We start from the raw sequence: 13952 nt of genomic DNA, 5'->3' as shown, positions 1-13952 counted from the left end.
ACAGCGGGCCCGCGCGGCCATCAAGGACGCGGCCAACCCCTGGCATAGGAGGCCGCCATTGCATAAAGAGTGGATGAATCTTGACGTTGCCGCTCGCGCCAATGACACACCTGTCGGCATCCTGCTGGCGGCGGGCCGGGGCCGCCGCTTCGATCCCGACGGCGCGCGCAACAAGCTGCTGCAGCGGCTGTCCGGCGGCGAGCTGGTCGTCGCCGCCAGCGCGCGCAATCTCCTTTCCGTTCTTCCCAGGGTGATCGCGGTCGTGCCGCCTTTTGACGGCGGCGTCGGCGACTTGCTGCGGAACCTGGGTTGCGAGGTAACCGTTTGCCCCGGCGCCGACAGCGGCATGGCGACCTCGCTGGTGCATGCGATCCGCCATTCGCTGCCCGCCGCCGGCGGCTGGCTGGTGGCACTGGGCGACATGCCGTTCGTCGAACCGCGCACGATCCGTGCGCTGGCCGATACGCTGGTTGCGGGCGCCGCCATCGCTGCTCCCATGCTGCACGGGCGGCGCGGCAATCCCGTCGCGTTCAGGGCAGGGAACCTGCCGGCACTGCTGGCGGTTGCAGGCGACCAGGGCGCCCGGTCCATCCTGGAGGCTAACCGGGTCACCGGGGTCGAGGTCCGCGACTGCGGCATCTTCCGCGACATCGATACTGTGGCGGATTTGTAAAACTCGTGCTCCCCGGTGTAATGGAATCCGATTACACTACAAAAAAACAAGCCATTGCCTACGGCCACAGCCCGTCGTCTGCGCACGACGTGCCGTTGTAAGGCATGAGCGAATAATAACGAGACTCACCAGACCATGAAAAAACCATCCCAGAAAAAAAGGCAGCAGGCCTGCATCCAGTATTCCATCGTCCCCAAGGACCTGGCCGGCCACCTGTTCGATGTGACCGTCACGCTCGCCAATCCGTCGCCCGAAGGCCAGGTGTTCGCGCTGCCGGCGTGGATACCGGGCAGCTACATGATCCGTGAATTCGCGCGCAATATCGTGCGCATCCGTGCCGAATCCAACGGCATCGAGGTCCCGCTGACCAAGCTGGACAAGCACTCCTGGCGCGCCGACCCGACGCCAGGGCCCCTTAGCCTGCATTACGAAGTCTATGCCTGGGACCTGTCGGTGCGCGCCGCCCACCTGGACCAGACCCACGGCTTCTTCAACGGCACCAGCGTCTACCTGCGCGTACTTGGCCAGGAAGAGACGCCACACATGGTCGATCTCCAGCAGCCGGCCGACCCGGCCGCTCAAAACTGGCGCGTGGCCACGGCGCTGCCGGAACTGGGCGCCAAGCGCTATGGCTTCGGCACCTATATCGCGTCCAATTACGATGAGCTGATCGACCACCCGGTCGAGATGGGCGAATTCGAGCTTGCCAGCTTCAAGGCACATGGCGTCCCGCACGACATCGTGATCACCGGCCGCGTGCCCAACCTGGACATGGCGCGTCTGCAGGCCGACCTGAAGGCGATCTGCGAAGCCCAGATCGCGTTCTTCGAACCGAAGACGAAGAAGGCGCCGATGGACCGCTACGTGTTCCAGACCATGGTGGTGGGCGACGGTTACGGTGGACTCGAACACCGTGCCTCGACCGCGCTGATCTGCTCGCGTGCCGACCTGCCGAGCACCGCGATGCCCAAGGGCGCCGAACCGGGGGAGGGCTACCTGAAGTTCCTGGGCCTGTGCAGCCACGAGTATTTCCACACTTGGAACGTCAAGCGCATCAAGCCGGCGGTGTTTGCGCCGTACGACTTGCAGGTCGAGAACTATACGCCGCTGCTGTGGTTGTTCGAAGGGTTCACCAGTTATTACGACGACCTGATGCTGGTCAGGAGCCGGATTATCGGCGAGCCGACCTATTTCAAACTGCTCGCCAAGACCATCGGCAGCGTCCTGCGTGGCAGCGGACGGACCAAGCAGAGCGTGGCCGAGTCGAGCTTCGACGCCTGGAGCAAGTACTACCGGCAGGACGAAAACGCCGCCAATGCGATCATCAGCTACTACACCAAGGGTTCGCTCATCGCGCTCGCCTTCGACCTGACGATCCGCGCCAAGACTGGCGGCGCCAAATCGCTGGACGACGTGATGCTGGCATTGTGGGAGCGTTACGGGCGCGACTTTTATCCGTCGGTGGGGCGCGGCGTGACCGAGCACGAAGTGGAGGCGCTGTTCGACGAAGTCACGGGTCTTAAACTCAAGCCGCTGTTCGAGCGCTACGTGCGCGGCACCGAGGACCTGCCGCTGGCCAAGCTGTTCGCGCCGTTCGGCGTCAAGCTGGTTGACGAGCGCAAGACCACCAGACCGTCGCTCGACGCCGGGATCGGGCGCGACAGCGGCGGCGCCAAGCTGGCCAACGTGCATGAGGGCGGGCCGGCGCACCAGGCCGGCCTGTCGGCGGGGGACGTGGTCATCGCGATCGATGGGTTGCGCGTGACGGGCAATCCGTCGAACCTGGACACGCTGCTTGCGCGTTACCGGGTCGGGGACACCGTGGACGTGCACGCGTTCCGGCGCGACGAGTTGATGACGTTCGAGGTCACCTTGCAGGGCGACCGGGTGCCGTGCATCACCCTGACCCATGCGCCGGCGGCGGGCAAGAAGCAGGCGGCAGGTCCGCTGCGGCCGAGCGCGCAGTAATCCGCTTTTCCGTAGGGGGCGCGGGGCCGCCGAGGACCTGTGCGCACGCGGTCATCGTATGCCGACTCGCGGCTACGGCTTCACTACGCTGCGTTCGCGAACCGCGTGCGCACAGGTGCGCACCCTACGCCCACTCGGGCGCCGCCGTCATAACGATTCGTTTGCACCGTGCGAATCTGGTACTACTGCACCCCCGCCAAACTGCGCAACTGGAACCGGTACTGCGAATCGAACAGGAACGTTTCGGAAAACGTCACCGAGTCGCTGTTATTCGCCAGCAGGTTGACCGGCTTGGGCAAGGTCCCGATGCGCCGCATCGAATCGAGCGCCACCCGCGACGCGTCCGGATCGCGCGATCTTTGCACGGCCACATCGGTGAGCCGCCCATCCTTGTCCACCGTCACGTTCAGGACCACGATCGCCGGCAGCATGTCCGGCAGCTGCCCGCTGAACACGCGCTCCGGATTATGCTGCACCACTTGCTGGGCGACTTCGGTCTTGTAGGCGTCCAGCTGGGGCGAGGGCGGCGCCGCGGCAGGTTGACTGGATTTGGATTCAAAGGCGCGGCCGGTGAGGCTGACCATGGAGGAAATGGCGGAAGTCGCGACGGATGCGATTGTCCCGCATCCGCACAAGCTTGCCAAAACGAAGAAGGGAAGGATTCTTGTGCGGATGGTAGTTTTCATGGTCAGCTAAATAGTCGTCGTAATTCAGCGCCAGGATCAGGCGCGCGCATGAACGCCTCGCCCACCAGGAACGCATGCACGTTGGCGTCGCGCATGCGCTTTACGTCGTCCGGCACCATGATTCCGGATTCGGTCACCACCAGCTTGTCCGCAGGGATGCGCGGGAGCAGGCCGATCGTGGTTTCGAGCGAGGTCTCGAAGGTGCGCAGATTGCGGTTGTTAATGCCAAGCAGACTGCTACGCAGCTTCAGTGCAGCGGTCAACTCATCACCGTCATGTACTTCGACTAGCACGTCCATGCCGAGTTCCTGGGCACAGGCTTCCAACTCCGCCATCAGGCCGTGATCCAGTGCGGCCACGATCAACAGGATCGCATCGGCGCCCATCGCGCGCGCTTCGTAGACCTGGTACATGTCGACGATGAAGTCCTTGCGGATTACGGGCAGGGCGCAGGCGGCGCGCGCCTGGCGCAGGTAATCGGGCGATCCCTGGAAAAACTGCACGTCGGTCAGCACCGACAGGCACGATGCGCCATGCGACTCGTAGCTGGCTGCAATTTCCGCCGGCTTGAAATCCGGGCGCAGCACGCCCTTGGACGGCGATGCCTTTTTGACCTCGGCGATCACGCCGGCGCTGCCGGCGGCAATGTTGGTTCGCAGGCTGTTTTCGAAACCGCGGATCGCGCGCCGCGCCTCGTTGTCGGATTCGACTTCACGCCGCAGGCTGGCGAGATCACGGTACTTCTTGGCCGCGGCCACTTCGTCGGCCTTGACCGACAGGATTTTATTTAGGATGTCGGACATGATGATCTTGTAAACCTCTTAGTGTTGCTTCGACAGCGCGAGTTTGACGCCGAGCCAGATGAACAGGCCGCCGGTGGCGCGGTTCAGCCACAGCGATACAGCCGGATTGACCTTGATGCGCTCACTTGCCTTGGCCGTGAACAGGGCCAGCGCGTGGCACCAAAGCGTGCCGTTGATGTTGAAGATGCAGCCGAGGATGATGAAGGCGAGCGGATGGTTCGGCGCGTCGGCGCTGATGAACTGCGGGACGAACGCGAGGAAGAACAGCGCCACCTTGGGATTGAGCACATTGGTGAGGAAACCCTGCGCGAAAATCGTCCGATAGGGCAGCGGCGTCACCGCGAGCGGCGCCGGATCGTCGTCGCGCTTCCTGCTTTTCAACAGGCCGACCGCCATGTACAGGATGTAGGCTGCGCCCACCAGCTTGACCACGGTGAACGCGGCGGCGGACGTGGCCAGTACCGCGGACAGTCCGAGTGCAGCGGCCAAGATGTGAACAAAAGTGCCGGCGCCGATGCCCAAAGCCGCCGCGCTGCCGGCACGCCAGCCCTGGGTGGCGCTGCGGGTCATGATCAGCAGCGAATCCGGCCCGGGCAGGATGTTAAGCAGCAGGCCTGAGACGACGAACAGTGCGAGGTCGTGGATGCCCGCCATCAGGCGGCCCGCCCGAGCTGGCGCGTCACCTGCACGAACTGGTCGAGCTTGGCCAGTGCCGCGCCCGAGGCGATCGTCTCGCGCGCCTTGGCCAGGCCCGCCTCGATCGACGGCACGACGCCGGCTGCGTAAAGCGCGGTGCCGGCATTGAGCGCCACCACGTCGTGCGCCGGACCAGGCTCGCCGCGCAGCGCTTCCATCACCTTGGCCTTCGATTCCTCGGCGTTGGCAACCTTCAGGTTGCGGCTCGCGATCATCGACAGGCCGAAGTCTTCCGGATGGATTTCGTATTCGCGGATCTCGCCGTTCACCAGTTCACCGACGAGTGTGCCGGCGCCGAGCGACACTTCGTCCATGTTGTCGCGGCCCCAGACCACCAGCGCATGCTGCGCGCCCAGGCGCTGAAGCACGCGCACCTGGATGCCGACCAGGTCCGGGTGGAACACGCCCATCAGGATATTCGGCGCGCCGGCGGGGTTGGTCAGCGGTCCCAGGATATTAAAGATCGTGCGCACGCCCAGTTCGCGCCGCACCGGCGCCGCGTGCTTCATCGCGGCGTGATGGTTGGGCGCGAACATGAAGCCGATGCCGGTCTGCGCGATCGACTGCGCGATCTGTTCGGGCTTGAGGTCCAAATGCGCACCGAGCGACTCGATCACATCCGCGCTGCCGGACGACGAGGACACGCTGCGCCCGCCGTGCTTGGCCACGCGCGCGCCACCGGCAGCGGCCACGAACATCGACGCGGTCGAGATGTTGAAGGTGTGGGCGCCGTCGCCGCCAGTGCCGACGATGTCGACCAGGTTGGTGGTGTCGGCCATCGGCACTTTGGTCGAGAACTCGCGCATTACCTGCGCCGCCGCGGTGATCTCGCCGATGGTTTCCTTCTTTACCCGCAGGCCAACGGTGAGGGCCGCGATCATGGTCGGGCTCATCTCGCCGGACATGATCTGACGGAACAGGTGCAGCATCTCGTCGTGGAAGATCTCGCGGTGTTCAATGCAGCGCAGCAGTGCTTCTTGTGGGGTGATCGGCATGGCAGGTTCCGGGAAAAGTCAGGTGCGGTCGAGGAAGTTCTTCAGCAGGGCGTGGCCGTGCTCGGACAGGATCGACTCAGGGTGGAACTGCACGCCCTCGATGTCGTATTCCTTGTGCCGCACGCCCATGATTTCGCCGTCGTCGGTCCATGCAGTCACTTCCAGGCAGTCGGGCAGCGAGGCGCGTTCGATCGCCAGCGAGTGGTAGCGGATCACGGTGAACGGGCTGGGCAAGTCCTTGAACACGCCTTCGCCGGTGTGCGCGATCAGCGAGGTCTTGCCGTGCATGACCTGCTTGGCCCGGATCACCTTGCCACCGAACGCTTCACCGATCGCCTGGTGGCCCAGGCACACACCGAGGATCGGGATCGTGCCCTTGAATTCCTTGAGCACGTCGACCGACACCCCGGCGTCCTTGGGCGCCTTTGGTCCCGGCGAAATGCAGATGCGATCGGGCTTCATCGCGGCGATATCGGAAAGCGTAATTTCATCGTTGCGCACCGTGCGCACCTGTTCGCCCAGTTCACCGAAGTACTGCACAATGTTGTAGGTGAACGAATCGTAGTTGTCGATCATCAGCAGCATCTCAGATCTCCCCATCCAGGCCGTCTTGCACTTGCTCGGCCGCGCGCAGCACGGCGCGCGCCTTGTTCTCGGTTTCCTGCCACTCCATCTCGGGGATCGAGTCGGCGACGATTCCCGCCGCCGCCTGCACGTACAGGTTGCCGTCCTTGATCACGCCGGTGCGGATCGCGATCGCCACGTCCATCTCGCCGCCGAACGAGAGATAGCCGCAGGCGCCGCCGTAGATGCCGCGCTTGACCGGCTCCAGTTCGTCGATCACTTCCATCGCGCGCACTTTCGGCGCGCCGGTGAGCGTCCCGGCTGGGAAGGTCGCGCGCAGCACGTCCAGGTTCGACATGCCGTCCGAAAGGATGCCTTCGACGTTCGAGACGATGTGCTGCACGTGCGAGTATTTTTCGATGACCATGCGGTCGGTGACCTTGACCGTGCCGGTCTTGGCGATGCGGCCGATGTCGTTGCGCGCCAGGTCGATCAGCATCACGTGCTCGGCGATCTCCTTCGGGTCGGCCAGCAGTTCCCTGGCCAGTTCGGCGTCGCGCTCCGCGGTCGCGCCGCGCGGACGGGTGCCGGCGATCGGGCGCAGCGTGACCTTCTTGCCGCCATCCGGCTCGGCTTCGTTGCGCACCAAGATCTCAGGCGAGGAGCCGACGATCTGCAGGTCCCCGAAGTTGTAGTAGTACATGTACGGCGACGGGTTCAGCGAGCGCAGCGAGCGGTACAGCGACAGCGGCGAGTCGACGTAGGGTTTGCGGATGCGCTGGCCGATCTGCACCTGCATCAGGTCGCCGGCCATCACGTATTCCTTGGCCACCGCCACCGCCTTGAGGTAATCCTCTTTCGAGAAGTCGCGCACGGCTTCGGTGCGCACCGAGCTGGAGGTGACCGGCGCGTCGACGCTTCGGCGCAGCATCATGCGCAGGTCTTTCAGGCGCTGGCGCGCCTTGACGTAGGCTTCCGGCTGCGCCGGGTCGGCGTACACGATCAGGTACAGCTTGCCCGACAGGTTGTCGATCACCGCCAGTTCCTCGGTCAGCATCAGCTGGATGTCCGGCAGGCCCAGGTCGTCGCGCGGCGCCTTGCCCGCCAGCTTCCTCTCGATGTGGCGAACCGTGTCGTAGCCGAAGTAGCCGGCCAGGCCGCCGACGAAGCGCGGCAGGCCGGGGCGCAGCGCCACCTTGAAGCGCGCCCGGTACTGTTCGATGAAGTCGAGCGGATTGCCCTCGTGGGTTTCGGCCACGCTGCCGCCCTGGATGATCTCGGTGCGGTTGCCGGTGGTCTTGAGGATCGTTTTGGCGGGCAGGCCGATGAACGAATAGCGCCCGAAGCGTTCGCCGCCGACGACCGACTCGAGCAGGAAAGTGTTCCTGCCGGCGTCCTGCGACTGGGCCAGCTTGAGATACAGCGTGAGCGGGGTTTCGAGATCGGCGAACGCTTCCGCGATCAAAGGAATACGGTTGTAGCCTTCTTTGGCCAGCGATTTGAATTCGAGTTCGGTCATGCTTTTCTCCGGCGGCCGCCAAATGGAGGAGGGACGGGCGGCGATTTCTACAAAAAACCTGCCGGCAGGTGCGTGAGCCGGCAGCAATCGTTCAGGGGTCAGTTAGCCCAGGATTGCCAGCGTCGCCACAGCCAGGCCTCATGGGCACCGGTTGGGTTCACGATGTGTTTTTTGGCGAAAAACATGTGGAGTGAGAGGGTTAATTTGTGGCGCGGTTGTGCGCTTGTATCCAATTGGCTGCATCCAGCAGCGAATTAACTATACCATCGGAATTAACTTCTTGCACAGGCTTTCCGTGGTTATAACCATATGGAACAGTCAATACGAAACAGCCGGCGGCGCGTGCCGCCTCGGCGTCATTCGAAGAATCGCCGATGGCAACGACCTGTGCCGGGTCCAGCCCGAAGTCGCGGCACACTTGCAACAATGGCAGTGGATCGGGCTTTTTCCGGGGCAGCGAGTCGCCGCCGTAGACCAGATCGAACCACGGCGCCAGCCCCTTTTGCGCCAGCAGCGGGCGCGTGAACGCGATCGGCTTGTTGGTCACGCACGCCAGGCGCAGGCCCAGGTCGCGCAATGCGGCCAAGCCCTCCAGCACGCCCGCGTACAGCGTGCTGCGCTGCCCGTTGATCGCCAGGTAGTGGCGCTGGTAGGCCGCCATCGCGCAGACGAAATGCTGATCCACCCGGGGCGGATCGAAGTCGAGCGAGAGCACGTCGCGGATCAGCTTTTCCGAGCCCTTGCCGACCATCGGCTTGATTTGGCCCTGGGTGATCGGCGCCAGCCCCAGCTCGGCGCGCATGCCGTTCAAGGCCAGTTCGAAGTCGGGCACGGTATCGAGCATCGTGCCGTCCAGGTCGATGATGGCGGCCCGGATCGCCGCCGCGCCTGCATGCATTATTTGACGGCGGCCAGTTGATCGCGCATCGCGTCGATCACGGCTTTGTAGTCAGGCTTGCCGAAAATGGCGGAACCGGCCACGAAGGTGTCGGCGCCGGCTTGGGCCGCGGCGGCGATGTTCTCGATCTTGATGCCGCCATCGACCTCCAGCATGATGTCGCGGCCCGATTCGTCGATCTTGCGGCGAGCAATCGCGATCTTGTTCAGCGCTTCGGGAATGAACGACTGGCCGCCAAAGCCCGGGTTGACCGACATGATCAGGATGATGTCGATCTTGTCCATCACGTGGTCGAGGTAGTGCATCGGGGTGGCCGGGTTGAACACCAGGCCGGCCTTGCAGCCGTTGTCGCGAATGAGCTGCAGCGTGCGGTCGAGGTGTTCCGATGCCTCCGGGTGGAAGGTGATGATGTTGGCGCCGGCCTTGGCGAAGTCAGGGATGATGCGGTCGACCGGCTTGACCATCAGGTGCACGTCGATCGGCACCTGCACGTGCGGGCGGATCGCCTCGCAAACCAGCGGGCCGACGGTCAGGTTGGGAACATAATGGTTGTCCATTACGTCGAAGTGGATGATGTCGGCGCCGGCGGCGACGACATTGCGTACTTCTTCGCCAAGGCGGGCAAAGTCGGCGGACAGGATGCTGGGGGCGATGCGGTAGGTGGTCATGGCTGGCATTGCGTTTATCGGGAATCCGATATTGTACGCTGATGGGGCCATTTTCCGCTCAAAAGACGCGGTGCCGCCGCCTTTTCGCTGCAGGCGTTATCATTGCATCCTGCCGCGCGCCGCTGTCCGGCCCGGCGGATACGAACAAGCAACTTGAAACTTCAACACGAGGAAAACGCCGATGCCCGTCTACGATTTCGCTGTCACCGTCAGGACCCAATACCTGCCGGAGCAGTCCAACCCGGATCGGACCACCTTCGTGTTCACCTACACCATCACCATCCAGAACACGGGCACGGTGCCCACTCAATTGATCGCTCGCCACTGGGTGATCACCGACGCTAACAACCACACCGAGGAAGTGTCGGGCCTGGGCGTGGTCGGCCACCAGCCGCTGCTGCAGCCGGGCGAGCAGTTCGAATACACCAGCGGCACCCAGCTGGCGACGCCCCAGGGGTCGATGCGCGGCGAGTACTTCTGCGTGGCCGAGGATGGGCACCGCTTCGAAGTGCCGATCCCCGAATTCGTGCTGTCCTTGCCACGCACCTTGCACTGATCAGCGCTCGGGCGTATCGTTTTCCTTGGTCGCGGCCGGCTTCTTCTGGTCGCGCTCGGACGGTTCGCGGCCGTGGAACATCGTCCACCACACAATAAATATGAGCAGGAACAGCGCCGCTCCTGCTTCCAACATCAAGATCCACATATCGGTCCTTATGCTTTCGACACGCCGCAGTGTACCTGCTTCCCTCGCCATCGTCTCGTTCCTGCTGGCCGCCTGTTCGACCGCGCCGGTCCAGCAGCCCAAGCCGCCGGCCACCACGCCGCCGCCGGTGACGATGCCCCCGCCAGTCGGGCCGATCGCGGTGCCTGCGCCGCCGGTTGCGCCCCCGCCCCCGCCCGCGCCGCTGATGACTCCCACGAGCTTTGGCGCGCTGCCTGGCTGGGAACAGGACGACCTGCGTCAGGCGTGGCCGGCCTTCGCCGCGTCGTGCCGGGCGCTGACGACAAAGGATGACTGGAAGGCCGCGTGTGCGGCGGCCAGGCTTGTCGATGTCCGCGACGGCAATGCGATCCGCCAGTATTTCGAGTCCTGGTTCGTGCCCAACCTGATTCGCGCCGAGGATGGTTCGGAACAGGGCCTGATCACCGGTTATTACGAGCCGATGCTGTATGGGTCGCGCAAGCGCGGCGGCGCCTACCAGACCCCGTTATATAAAGTGCCGGACGATCTGCTCACCATCGACCTGGCGAGCGTGTACCCGAACCTGAAGGGCATGCGGTTGCGCGGACGGCTGGTCGGCAAGTCCGTGGTCCCGTACAGCACACGGGCGGAAATTGAGCGCGCCAACCTGCCTGGCAAGGAACTGCTGTGGGTGAACGATCCGGTCGAGGCGTTCTTCCTCGAAGTGCAGGGTTCCGGGCGCGTGCGCCTGGACGACTCGGGCGAGACCGTGCGTATCGCTTACGCAGACCAGAACGGCCACCCGTACAAGGCAATCGGCCGCTGGCTGGTCGAACAGGGCGAGCTGACCGTGGAGCAGGCGACGGCGCAGGGCATCAAGGCCTGGATTGCCGCGCACCCAGAGCGCCGCCAGGAGCTTTTCAACGTCAACCCGAGCTACATCTTCTTTAGAGAGGAGCGCTTGCCCGACCCCGGCGTCGGCCCGAAGGGTGCTCTCGGCGTGCCGCTCACGCCCGCGCGTTCGGTCGCGATCGATCCCAAATACCTGCCGCTTGGCGCGCCGCTGTTCCTGGCGACCACCGAGGCTGGCAGCGAGGTGCCGATGCGCCGCCTCGTGATGGCACAGGATACGGGCGGGGCGATCCGTGGCGCGGTCAGGGCTGATTTCTTCTTCGGCTTCGGCGGCTCGGCGCCGGATAATGCGGGACGCATGAAGCAACAGGGCACGATCTGGGTCCTGATGCCAAATCCCACGGCGGCCCAGGCGGCGCGCTGAATTAATCCTTCACTTGCGGCAGGCCGCTGACAGCGACCGCGATCGATAGCGCGGCTGCGGCCGCGCCAACGCAGATCAACGCCGTGCGCACACTGATTTCCTGGGCGAGCCATCCCGCGGCCATTGCGCCAAGCGGCGCCATGGCCACGGTCAAAAAGCGCATCGTGGCTACCATTCGCCCGAGCAATGGGTCCGGCGTCACGCGCTGACGCAGGGCGCCGTACGGGATGAAGAACAGGGTCGCGCCGCAGTCGATCCAGAAGATCGCAATTGCAAACACGGCGATGCCGGCAATGGCGCTGCCGAACATGGCGGGCCCTGCGCAGGGCAGCAGGACCAGCCCCAACGCGCTGGAGAACAGCCCGGCCTTGAGTGTGCCGTCGGTGCCCAGGCGCACGGACAGCCGTTTTACCAGCAGCGAGCCAGCCAGCACGCCGAGGCCGCCCATCATCTGGGCGGTGCCCATTATGCCCGGCGCCATCCCGAGCACACGGGTGGCAAACAGGACCTGCAGGGCCATGAACGCATAGAACAGCAGATGCCAGCCGCCAGAAACCCATGCCAGCTTGCGCAGCACCGGGTGGCGCCATACGAACATCAGGCCGTCGAGCATTTCGCGGCCCGGGTGAGTGTCCTTGACCGGCGGGCGCGGCTCGCGGGCGCGGATGCGCCGCAGATTCCACAACGAGACGGCAAAACCGGCCGCATTACATAGCACGGCGAGCGGCGCTCCAAGGACTTGCACCAGCGCGCCCGCCATGCCTGGGCCTAGCAGGCGCGACGCGGATTCGGTTGATGCGAAGCGTGCCTGCGCATCGACCAATCCGTCGCGCCCTACGAGGAAGGTGAGGAACACCTGTTCGGCGCCGCCGCCGACCACGTAGCCGGTGCCGATCACAAAGCCGACCGCGTATAGCCAGTGGATCGAGAGAATGCCGGACCACCATGCGAGGGGCACGCTGGTGAGCGCGAGCGCCACCATCAGGTCGCTGCACAGCATGATGGGTAGGCGTCGGCTGCGATCGAGCAGTACGCCGGCGGGCAGGCCGAACAGCAGGAAGGGTATGGTCTCGAGCGCGGCCAGCGCGCCCATCTGCGCCGGCGTCGCGTGCAGCATGAGTGCCGCGCAGATGGGCAGGGCCAGCATTGTGATCTGGGCACCGAAATTGGTCAGCGCATTGCTGAACCACAGGCGCCGGAAGTCGGGGCTGCGCAGCGGATTGGGTACGGCTTGCGTTACTGCCAGCTCTGGCGACAGGCGCTGCATGGAAATCTCACTAGTCTTAGCTAAAGAGCAATCATACCAGCGGAACTTGCCATTCATGCCATGCGAGGCGCTACAATCGCGCAGTCCGTCATTCTCAACAAGGGGTGTCCCATGCAATACGCAGACCTGCTGATCGAAACGCATGACAAGGTGGCCGTGATCCGCCTGAACCGTCCGAAGGCGATGAACGCGCTTAACGACAACATGATGAACGAGTTGGGTGACGCGCTTTATAAATTCGACGCCGACCCCGCGATCCACGTGATCATCCTGACCGGGAGCGAGAAGGTATTCGCGGCGGGTGCGGATATCGCGGCGATGGCCAACTACACCTACGCCGACACCTATCCCGGCAATTACATCGGCCGCAACTGGGAGCACATCCTTAATGTGAGAAAGCCCGTGATCGGCGTCGTCTCCGGCTATGCGCTGGGTGGCGGCTGTGAACTGGCGATGATGTGCGACTTCCTGATCGCGGCCGACACGGCCAAGTTCGGCCAGCCGGAAATCAAGGTCGGCGTGACGCCGGGCGCGGGCGGCACCCAGCGCTTGCCGCGGGCGATCGGCAAGTCCAAGGCAATGGACATGCTGCTGACCGCGCGCATGATCGATGCGCAAGAGGCGCTGAACACCGGCCTGATTTCGCGCGTGTACCCGGCCGACAAGGTCATGGAAGAGTCGCTGGGTGTCGCCCAGGCGATCGCTGCGATGCCGGTCACGGTCGCGATGGCGATCAAGGATTCCGTAAACCGCGCGTTCGAAACCACGCTGTCCGAAGGCGTGCGCTACGAGCGCCGCTACTTCCATGCCGCGTTCGGCACCCCGGCACAGAAGGAAGGCATGTCGGCATTCCTCGAGAAACGCCAGCCGAACTTCGACGGGAAGTAAGCACCGCAGAGCATGCCTGGAATCTGGCTGCAAAAAAGTCTTGCGCACCCCGCCCGGGCTTTGCTATAGTTCGCGTCCTCGCTGAAAACGACAATGAAATCAAGTAGTTGAACGAGCAACGAGGCCGCGGGAAACTGGGGCGCAGGAAAAAAAGAAGTTGACGATCATCGCGAAACACTGCATAATTTCGCTTCTCTGCTGCTGACGAACACAACGATTCGCAGAACGCAGCAAGGCAGCCCTCGGCGGGCGCCCGAACAACGGTTCTTTAACAATCAACAGTCGATAAGTGTGGGCGTTTGATGAAGGTGCCGGCTGGCTTCGGTCAGCTGATTACTTAAAAAATCAAATGTTCACAAAAAATACGAA

The 13952-nt window shown here is 63.9% G+C and carries 15 protein-coding genes; 5 read left to right on the top strand and 10 right to left on the bottom strand.

Annotated elements, in window-relative coordinates:
• Positions 1 to 73: 73 nt before the first annotated feature.
• Together E4O92_RS11350 and E4O92_RS11345 are read left to right on the top strand one after the other, a co-directional pair.
• On the top strand, positions 74 to 673 hold the full coding sequence (locus E4O92_RS11350) for a nucleotidyltransferase family protein (protein ID WP_135189887.1): 600 nt from the start codon (positions 74 to 76) through the stop codon (positions 671 to 673).
• A 135-nt stretch (positions 674 to 808) separates the two neighbouring features.
• The gene (locus E4O92_RS11345) at positions 809 to 2641 is read left to right on the top strand and encodes a M61 family metallopeptidase (protein WP_135189886.1); all 1833 of its coding nucleotides are present in this window, start codon (positions 809 to 811) and stop codon (positions 2639 to 2641) included.
• Between the two features lie 182 nt (positions 2642 to 2823).
• On the opposite strand, the gene E4O92_RS11340 is transcribed toward E4O92_RS11345, so the two are convergent.
• The 8 genes from E4O92_RS11340 to rpe all read right to left on the bottom strand — a co-directional run bounded on the left by E4O92_RS11340 (position 2824) and on the right by rpe (position 9470).
• A complete protein-coding gene (locus tag E4O92_RS11340; protein WP_135189885.1) occupies positions 2824 to 3225 on the bottom strand; it encodes an energy transducer TonB in 402 nt (133 codons plus the stop codon).
• 104 nt (positions 3226 to 3329) lie between these two features.
• Positions 3330 to 4130, bottom strand: a complete 801-nt coding sequence (gene trpC, locus E4O92_RS11335) for an indole-3-glycerol phosphate synthase TrpC (RefSeq protein ID WP_135189884.1) — start codon at positions 4128 to 4130, stop codon at positions 3330 to 3332.
• Between the two features lie 18 nt (positions 4131 to 4148).
• Entirely contained in the window at positions 4149 to 4784 is a 636-nt protein-coding gene (locus E4O92_RS11330; RefSeq protein WP_135189883.1) for a LysE family translocator, read from the bottom strand.
• Positions 4784 to 5821: an anthranilate phosphoribosyltransferase gene (trpD, locus tag E4O92_RS11325; protein ID WP_135189882.1), complete on the bottom strand. Its 1038-nt coding sequence runs from the start codon at positions 5819 to 5821 to the stop codon at positions 4784 to 4786. The genes E4O92_RS11330 and trpD overlap by 1 nt, the downstream gene beginning before the upstream one ends.
• A gap of 18 nt (positions 5822 to 5839) precedes the next feature.
• Entirely contained in the window at positions 5840 to 6406 is a 567-nt protein-coding gene (locus E4O92_RS11320) for an anthranilate synthase component II (protein ID WP_135189881.1), read from the bottom strand.
• Between the two features lies 1 nt (position 6407).
• On the bottom strand, positions 6408 to 7904 hold the full coding sequence (trpE, locus tag E4O92_RS11315) for an anthranilate synthase component I (RefSeq protein ID WP_135189880.1): 1497 nt from the start codon (positions 7902 to 7904) through the stop codon (positions 6408 to 6410).
• Between the two features lie 199 nt (positions 7905 to 8103).
• Entirely contained in the window at positions 8104 to 8802 is a 699-nt protein-coding gene (locus E4O92_RS11310) for a phosphoglycolate phosphatase (protein WP_135189879.1), read from the bottom strand.
• A complete protein-coding gene (gene rpe, locus E4O92_RS11305; RefSeq protein ID WP_135189903.1) occupies positions 8802 to 9470 on the bottom strand; it encodes a ribulose-phosphate 3-epimerase in 669 nt (222 codons plus the stop codon). The genes E4O92_RS11310 and rpe overlap by 1 nt, the downstream gene beginning before the upstream one ends.
• Positions 9471 to 9651: 181 nt before the next feature.
• On the opposite strand from rpe, the gene apaG reads away from it, so the two are divergent.
• Complete coding sequence (gene apaG, locus E4O92_RS11300) at positions 9652 to 10026, top strand: Co2+/Mg2+ efflux facilitator ApaG/CorD (RefSeq protein WP_135189878.1); 375 nt, start codon at positions 9652 to 9654, stop codon at positions 10024 to 10026.
• On the opposite strand, the gene E4O92_RS24815 is transcribed toward apaG, so the two are convergent.
• Positions 10027 to 10173 (bottom strand): hypothetical protein, encoded by a 147-nt coding sequence (locus E4O92_RS24815; protein ID WP_167759767.1) that lies wholly within the window; start codon positions 10171 to 10173, stop codon positions 10027 to 10029.
• A 10-nt stretch (positions 10174 to 10183) separates the two neighbouring features.
• Between E4O92_RS24815 and mltA the strand changes: the two genes are divergently transcribed.
• Positions 10184 to 11428 (top strand): murein transglycosylase A, encoded by a 1245-nt coding sequence (gene mltA / locus E4O92_RS11295; RefSeq protein WP_135189877.1) that lies wholly within the window; start codon positions 10184 to 10186, stop codon positions 11426 to 11428.
• Position 11429: 1 nt separating this feature from the next.
• Here the strand turns inward: mltA and E4O92_RS11290 are convergent, their stop codons facing one another.
• The gene (locus E4O92_RS11290; RefSeq protein WP_135189876.1) at positions 11430 to 12695 is read right to left on the bottom strand and encodes an MFS transporter; all 1266 of its coding nucleotides are present in this window, start codon (positions 12693 to 12695) and stop codon (positions 11430 to 11432) included.
• A 111-nt stretch (positions 12696 to 12806) separates the two neighbouring features.
• Between E4O92_RS11290 and E4O92_RS11285 the strand changes: the two genes are divergently transcribed.
• Positions 12807 to 13583 carry an enoyl-CoA hydratase gene (locus tag E4O92_RS11285; protein WP_135189875.1) on the top strand — a complete coding sequence of 259 codons (777 nt, stop codon included), beginning with the start codon at positions 12807 to 12809 and terminating at the stop codon, positions 13581 to 13583.
• Positions 13584 to 13952 lie beyond the last annotated feature (369 nt).

It is taken from the genome of Massilia horti, from assembly GCF_004614195.1.
GTDB classification, from domain to species: Bacteria; Pseudomonadota; Gammaproteobacteria; order Burkholderiales; family Burkholderiaceae_D; genus Telluria; species Telluria horti.
Note: the sequence above shows the minus strand (reverse complement) of the source record. Positions and strands in the feature narration are given on the sequence as shown.

Excerpts from the sequence above, each read along its gene's own strand:
- E4O92_RS11290 (WP_135189876.1), bottom strand. The coding sequence starts at position 12,695 with ATGCAGCGCCTGTCGCCAGAGCTGGCAGTAACGCAAGCCGTACCCAAT.
- apaG (WP_135189878.1), top strand. The coding sequence starts at position 9,652 with ATGCCCGTCTACGATTTCGCTGTCACCGTCAGGACCCAATACCTGCCG.
- E4O92_RS11285 (WP_135189875.1), top strand. The coding sequence starts at position 12,807 with ATGCAATACGCAGACCTGCTGATCGAAACGCATGACAAGGTGGCCGTG.
- E4O92_RS24815 (WP_167759767.1), bottom strand. The coding sequence starts at position 10,173 with ATGTGGATCTTGATGTTGGAAGCAGGAGCGGCGCTGTTCCTGCTCATA.
- E4O92_RS11330 (WP_135189883.1), bottom strand. The coding sequence starts at position 4,784 with ATGGCGGGCATCCACGACCTCGCACTGTTCGTCGTCTCAGGCCTGCTG.
- mltA (WP_135189877.1), top strand. The coding sequence starts at position 10,184 with ATGCTTTCGACACGCCGCAGTGTACCTGCTTCCCTCGCCATCGTCTCG.
- E4O92_RS11310 (WP_135189879.1), bottom strand. The coding sequence starts at position 8,802 with ATGCATGCAGGCGCGGCGGCGATCCGGGCCGCCATCATCGACCTGGAC.
- E4O92_RS11340 (WP_135189885.1), bottom strand. The coding sequence starts at position 3,225 with ATGGTCAGCCTCACCGGCCGCGCCTTTGAATCCAAATCCAGTCAACCT.
- rpe (WP_135189903.1), bottom strand. The coding sequence starts at position 9,470 with ATGACCACCTACCGCATCGCCCCCAGCATCCTGTCCGCCGACTTTGCC.
- E4O92_RS11320 (WP_135189881.1), bottom strand. The coding sequence starts at position 6,406 with ATGCTGCTGATGATCGACAACTACGATTCGTTCACCTACAACATTGTG.
- E4O92_RS11345 (WP_135189886.1), top strand. The coding sequence starts at position 809 with ATGAAAAAACCATCCCAGAAAAAAAGGCAGCAGGCCTGCATCCAGTAT.
- E4O92_RS11350 (WP_135189887.1), top strand. The coding sequence starts at position 74 with ATGAATCTTGACGTTGCCGCTCGCGCCAATGACACACCTGTCGGCATC.
- trpC (WP_135189884.1), bottom strand. The coding sequence starts at position 4,130 with ATGTCCGACATCCTAAATAAAATCCTGTCGGTCAAGGCCGACGAAGTG.
- trpE (WP_135189880.1), bottom strand. The coding sequence starts at position 7,904 with ATGACCGAACTCGAATTCAAATCGCTGGCCAAAGAAGGCTACAACCGT.
- trpD (WP_135189882.1), bottom strand. The coding sequence starts at position 5,821 with ATGCCGATCACCCCACAAGAAGCACTGCTGCGCTGCATTGAACACCGC.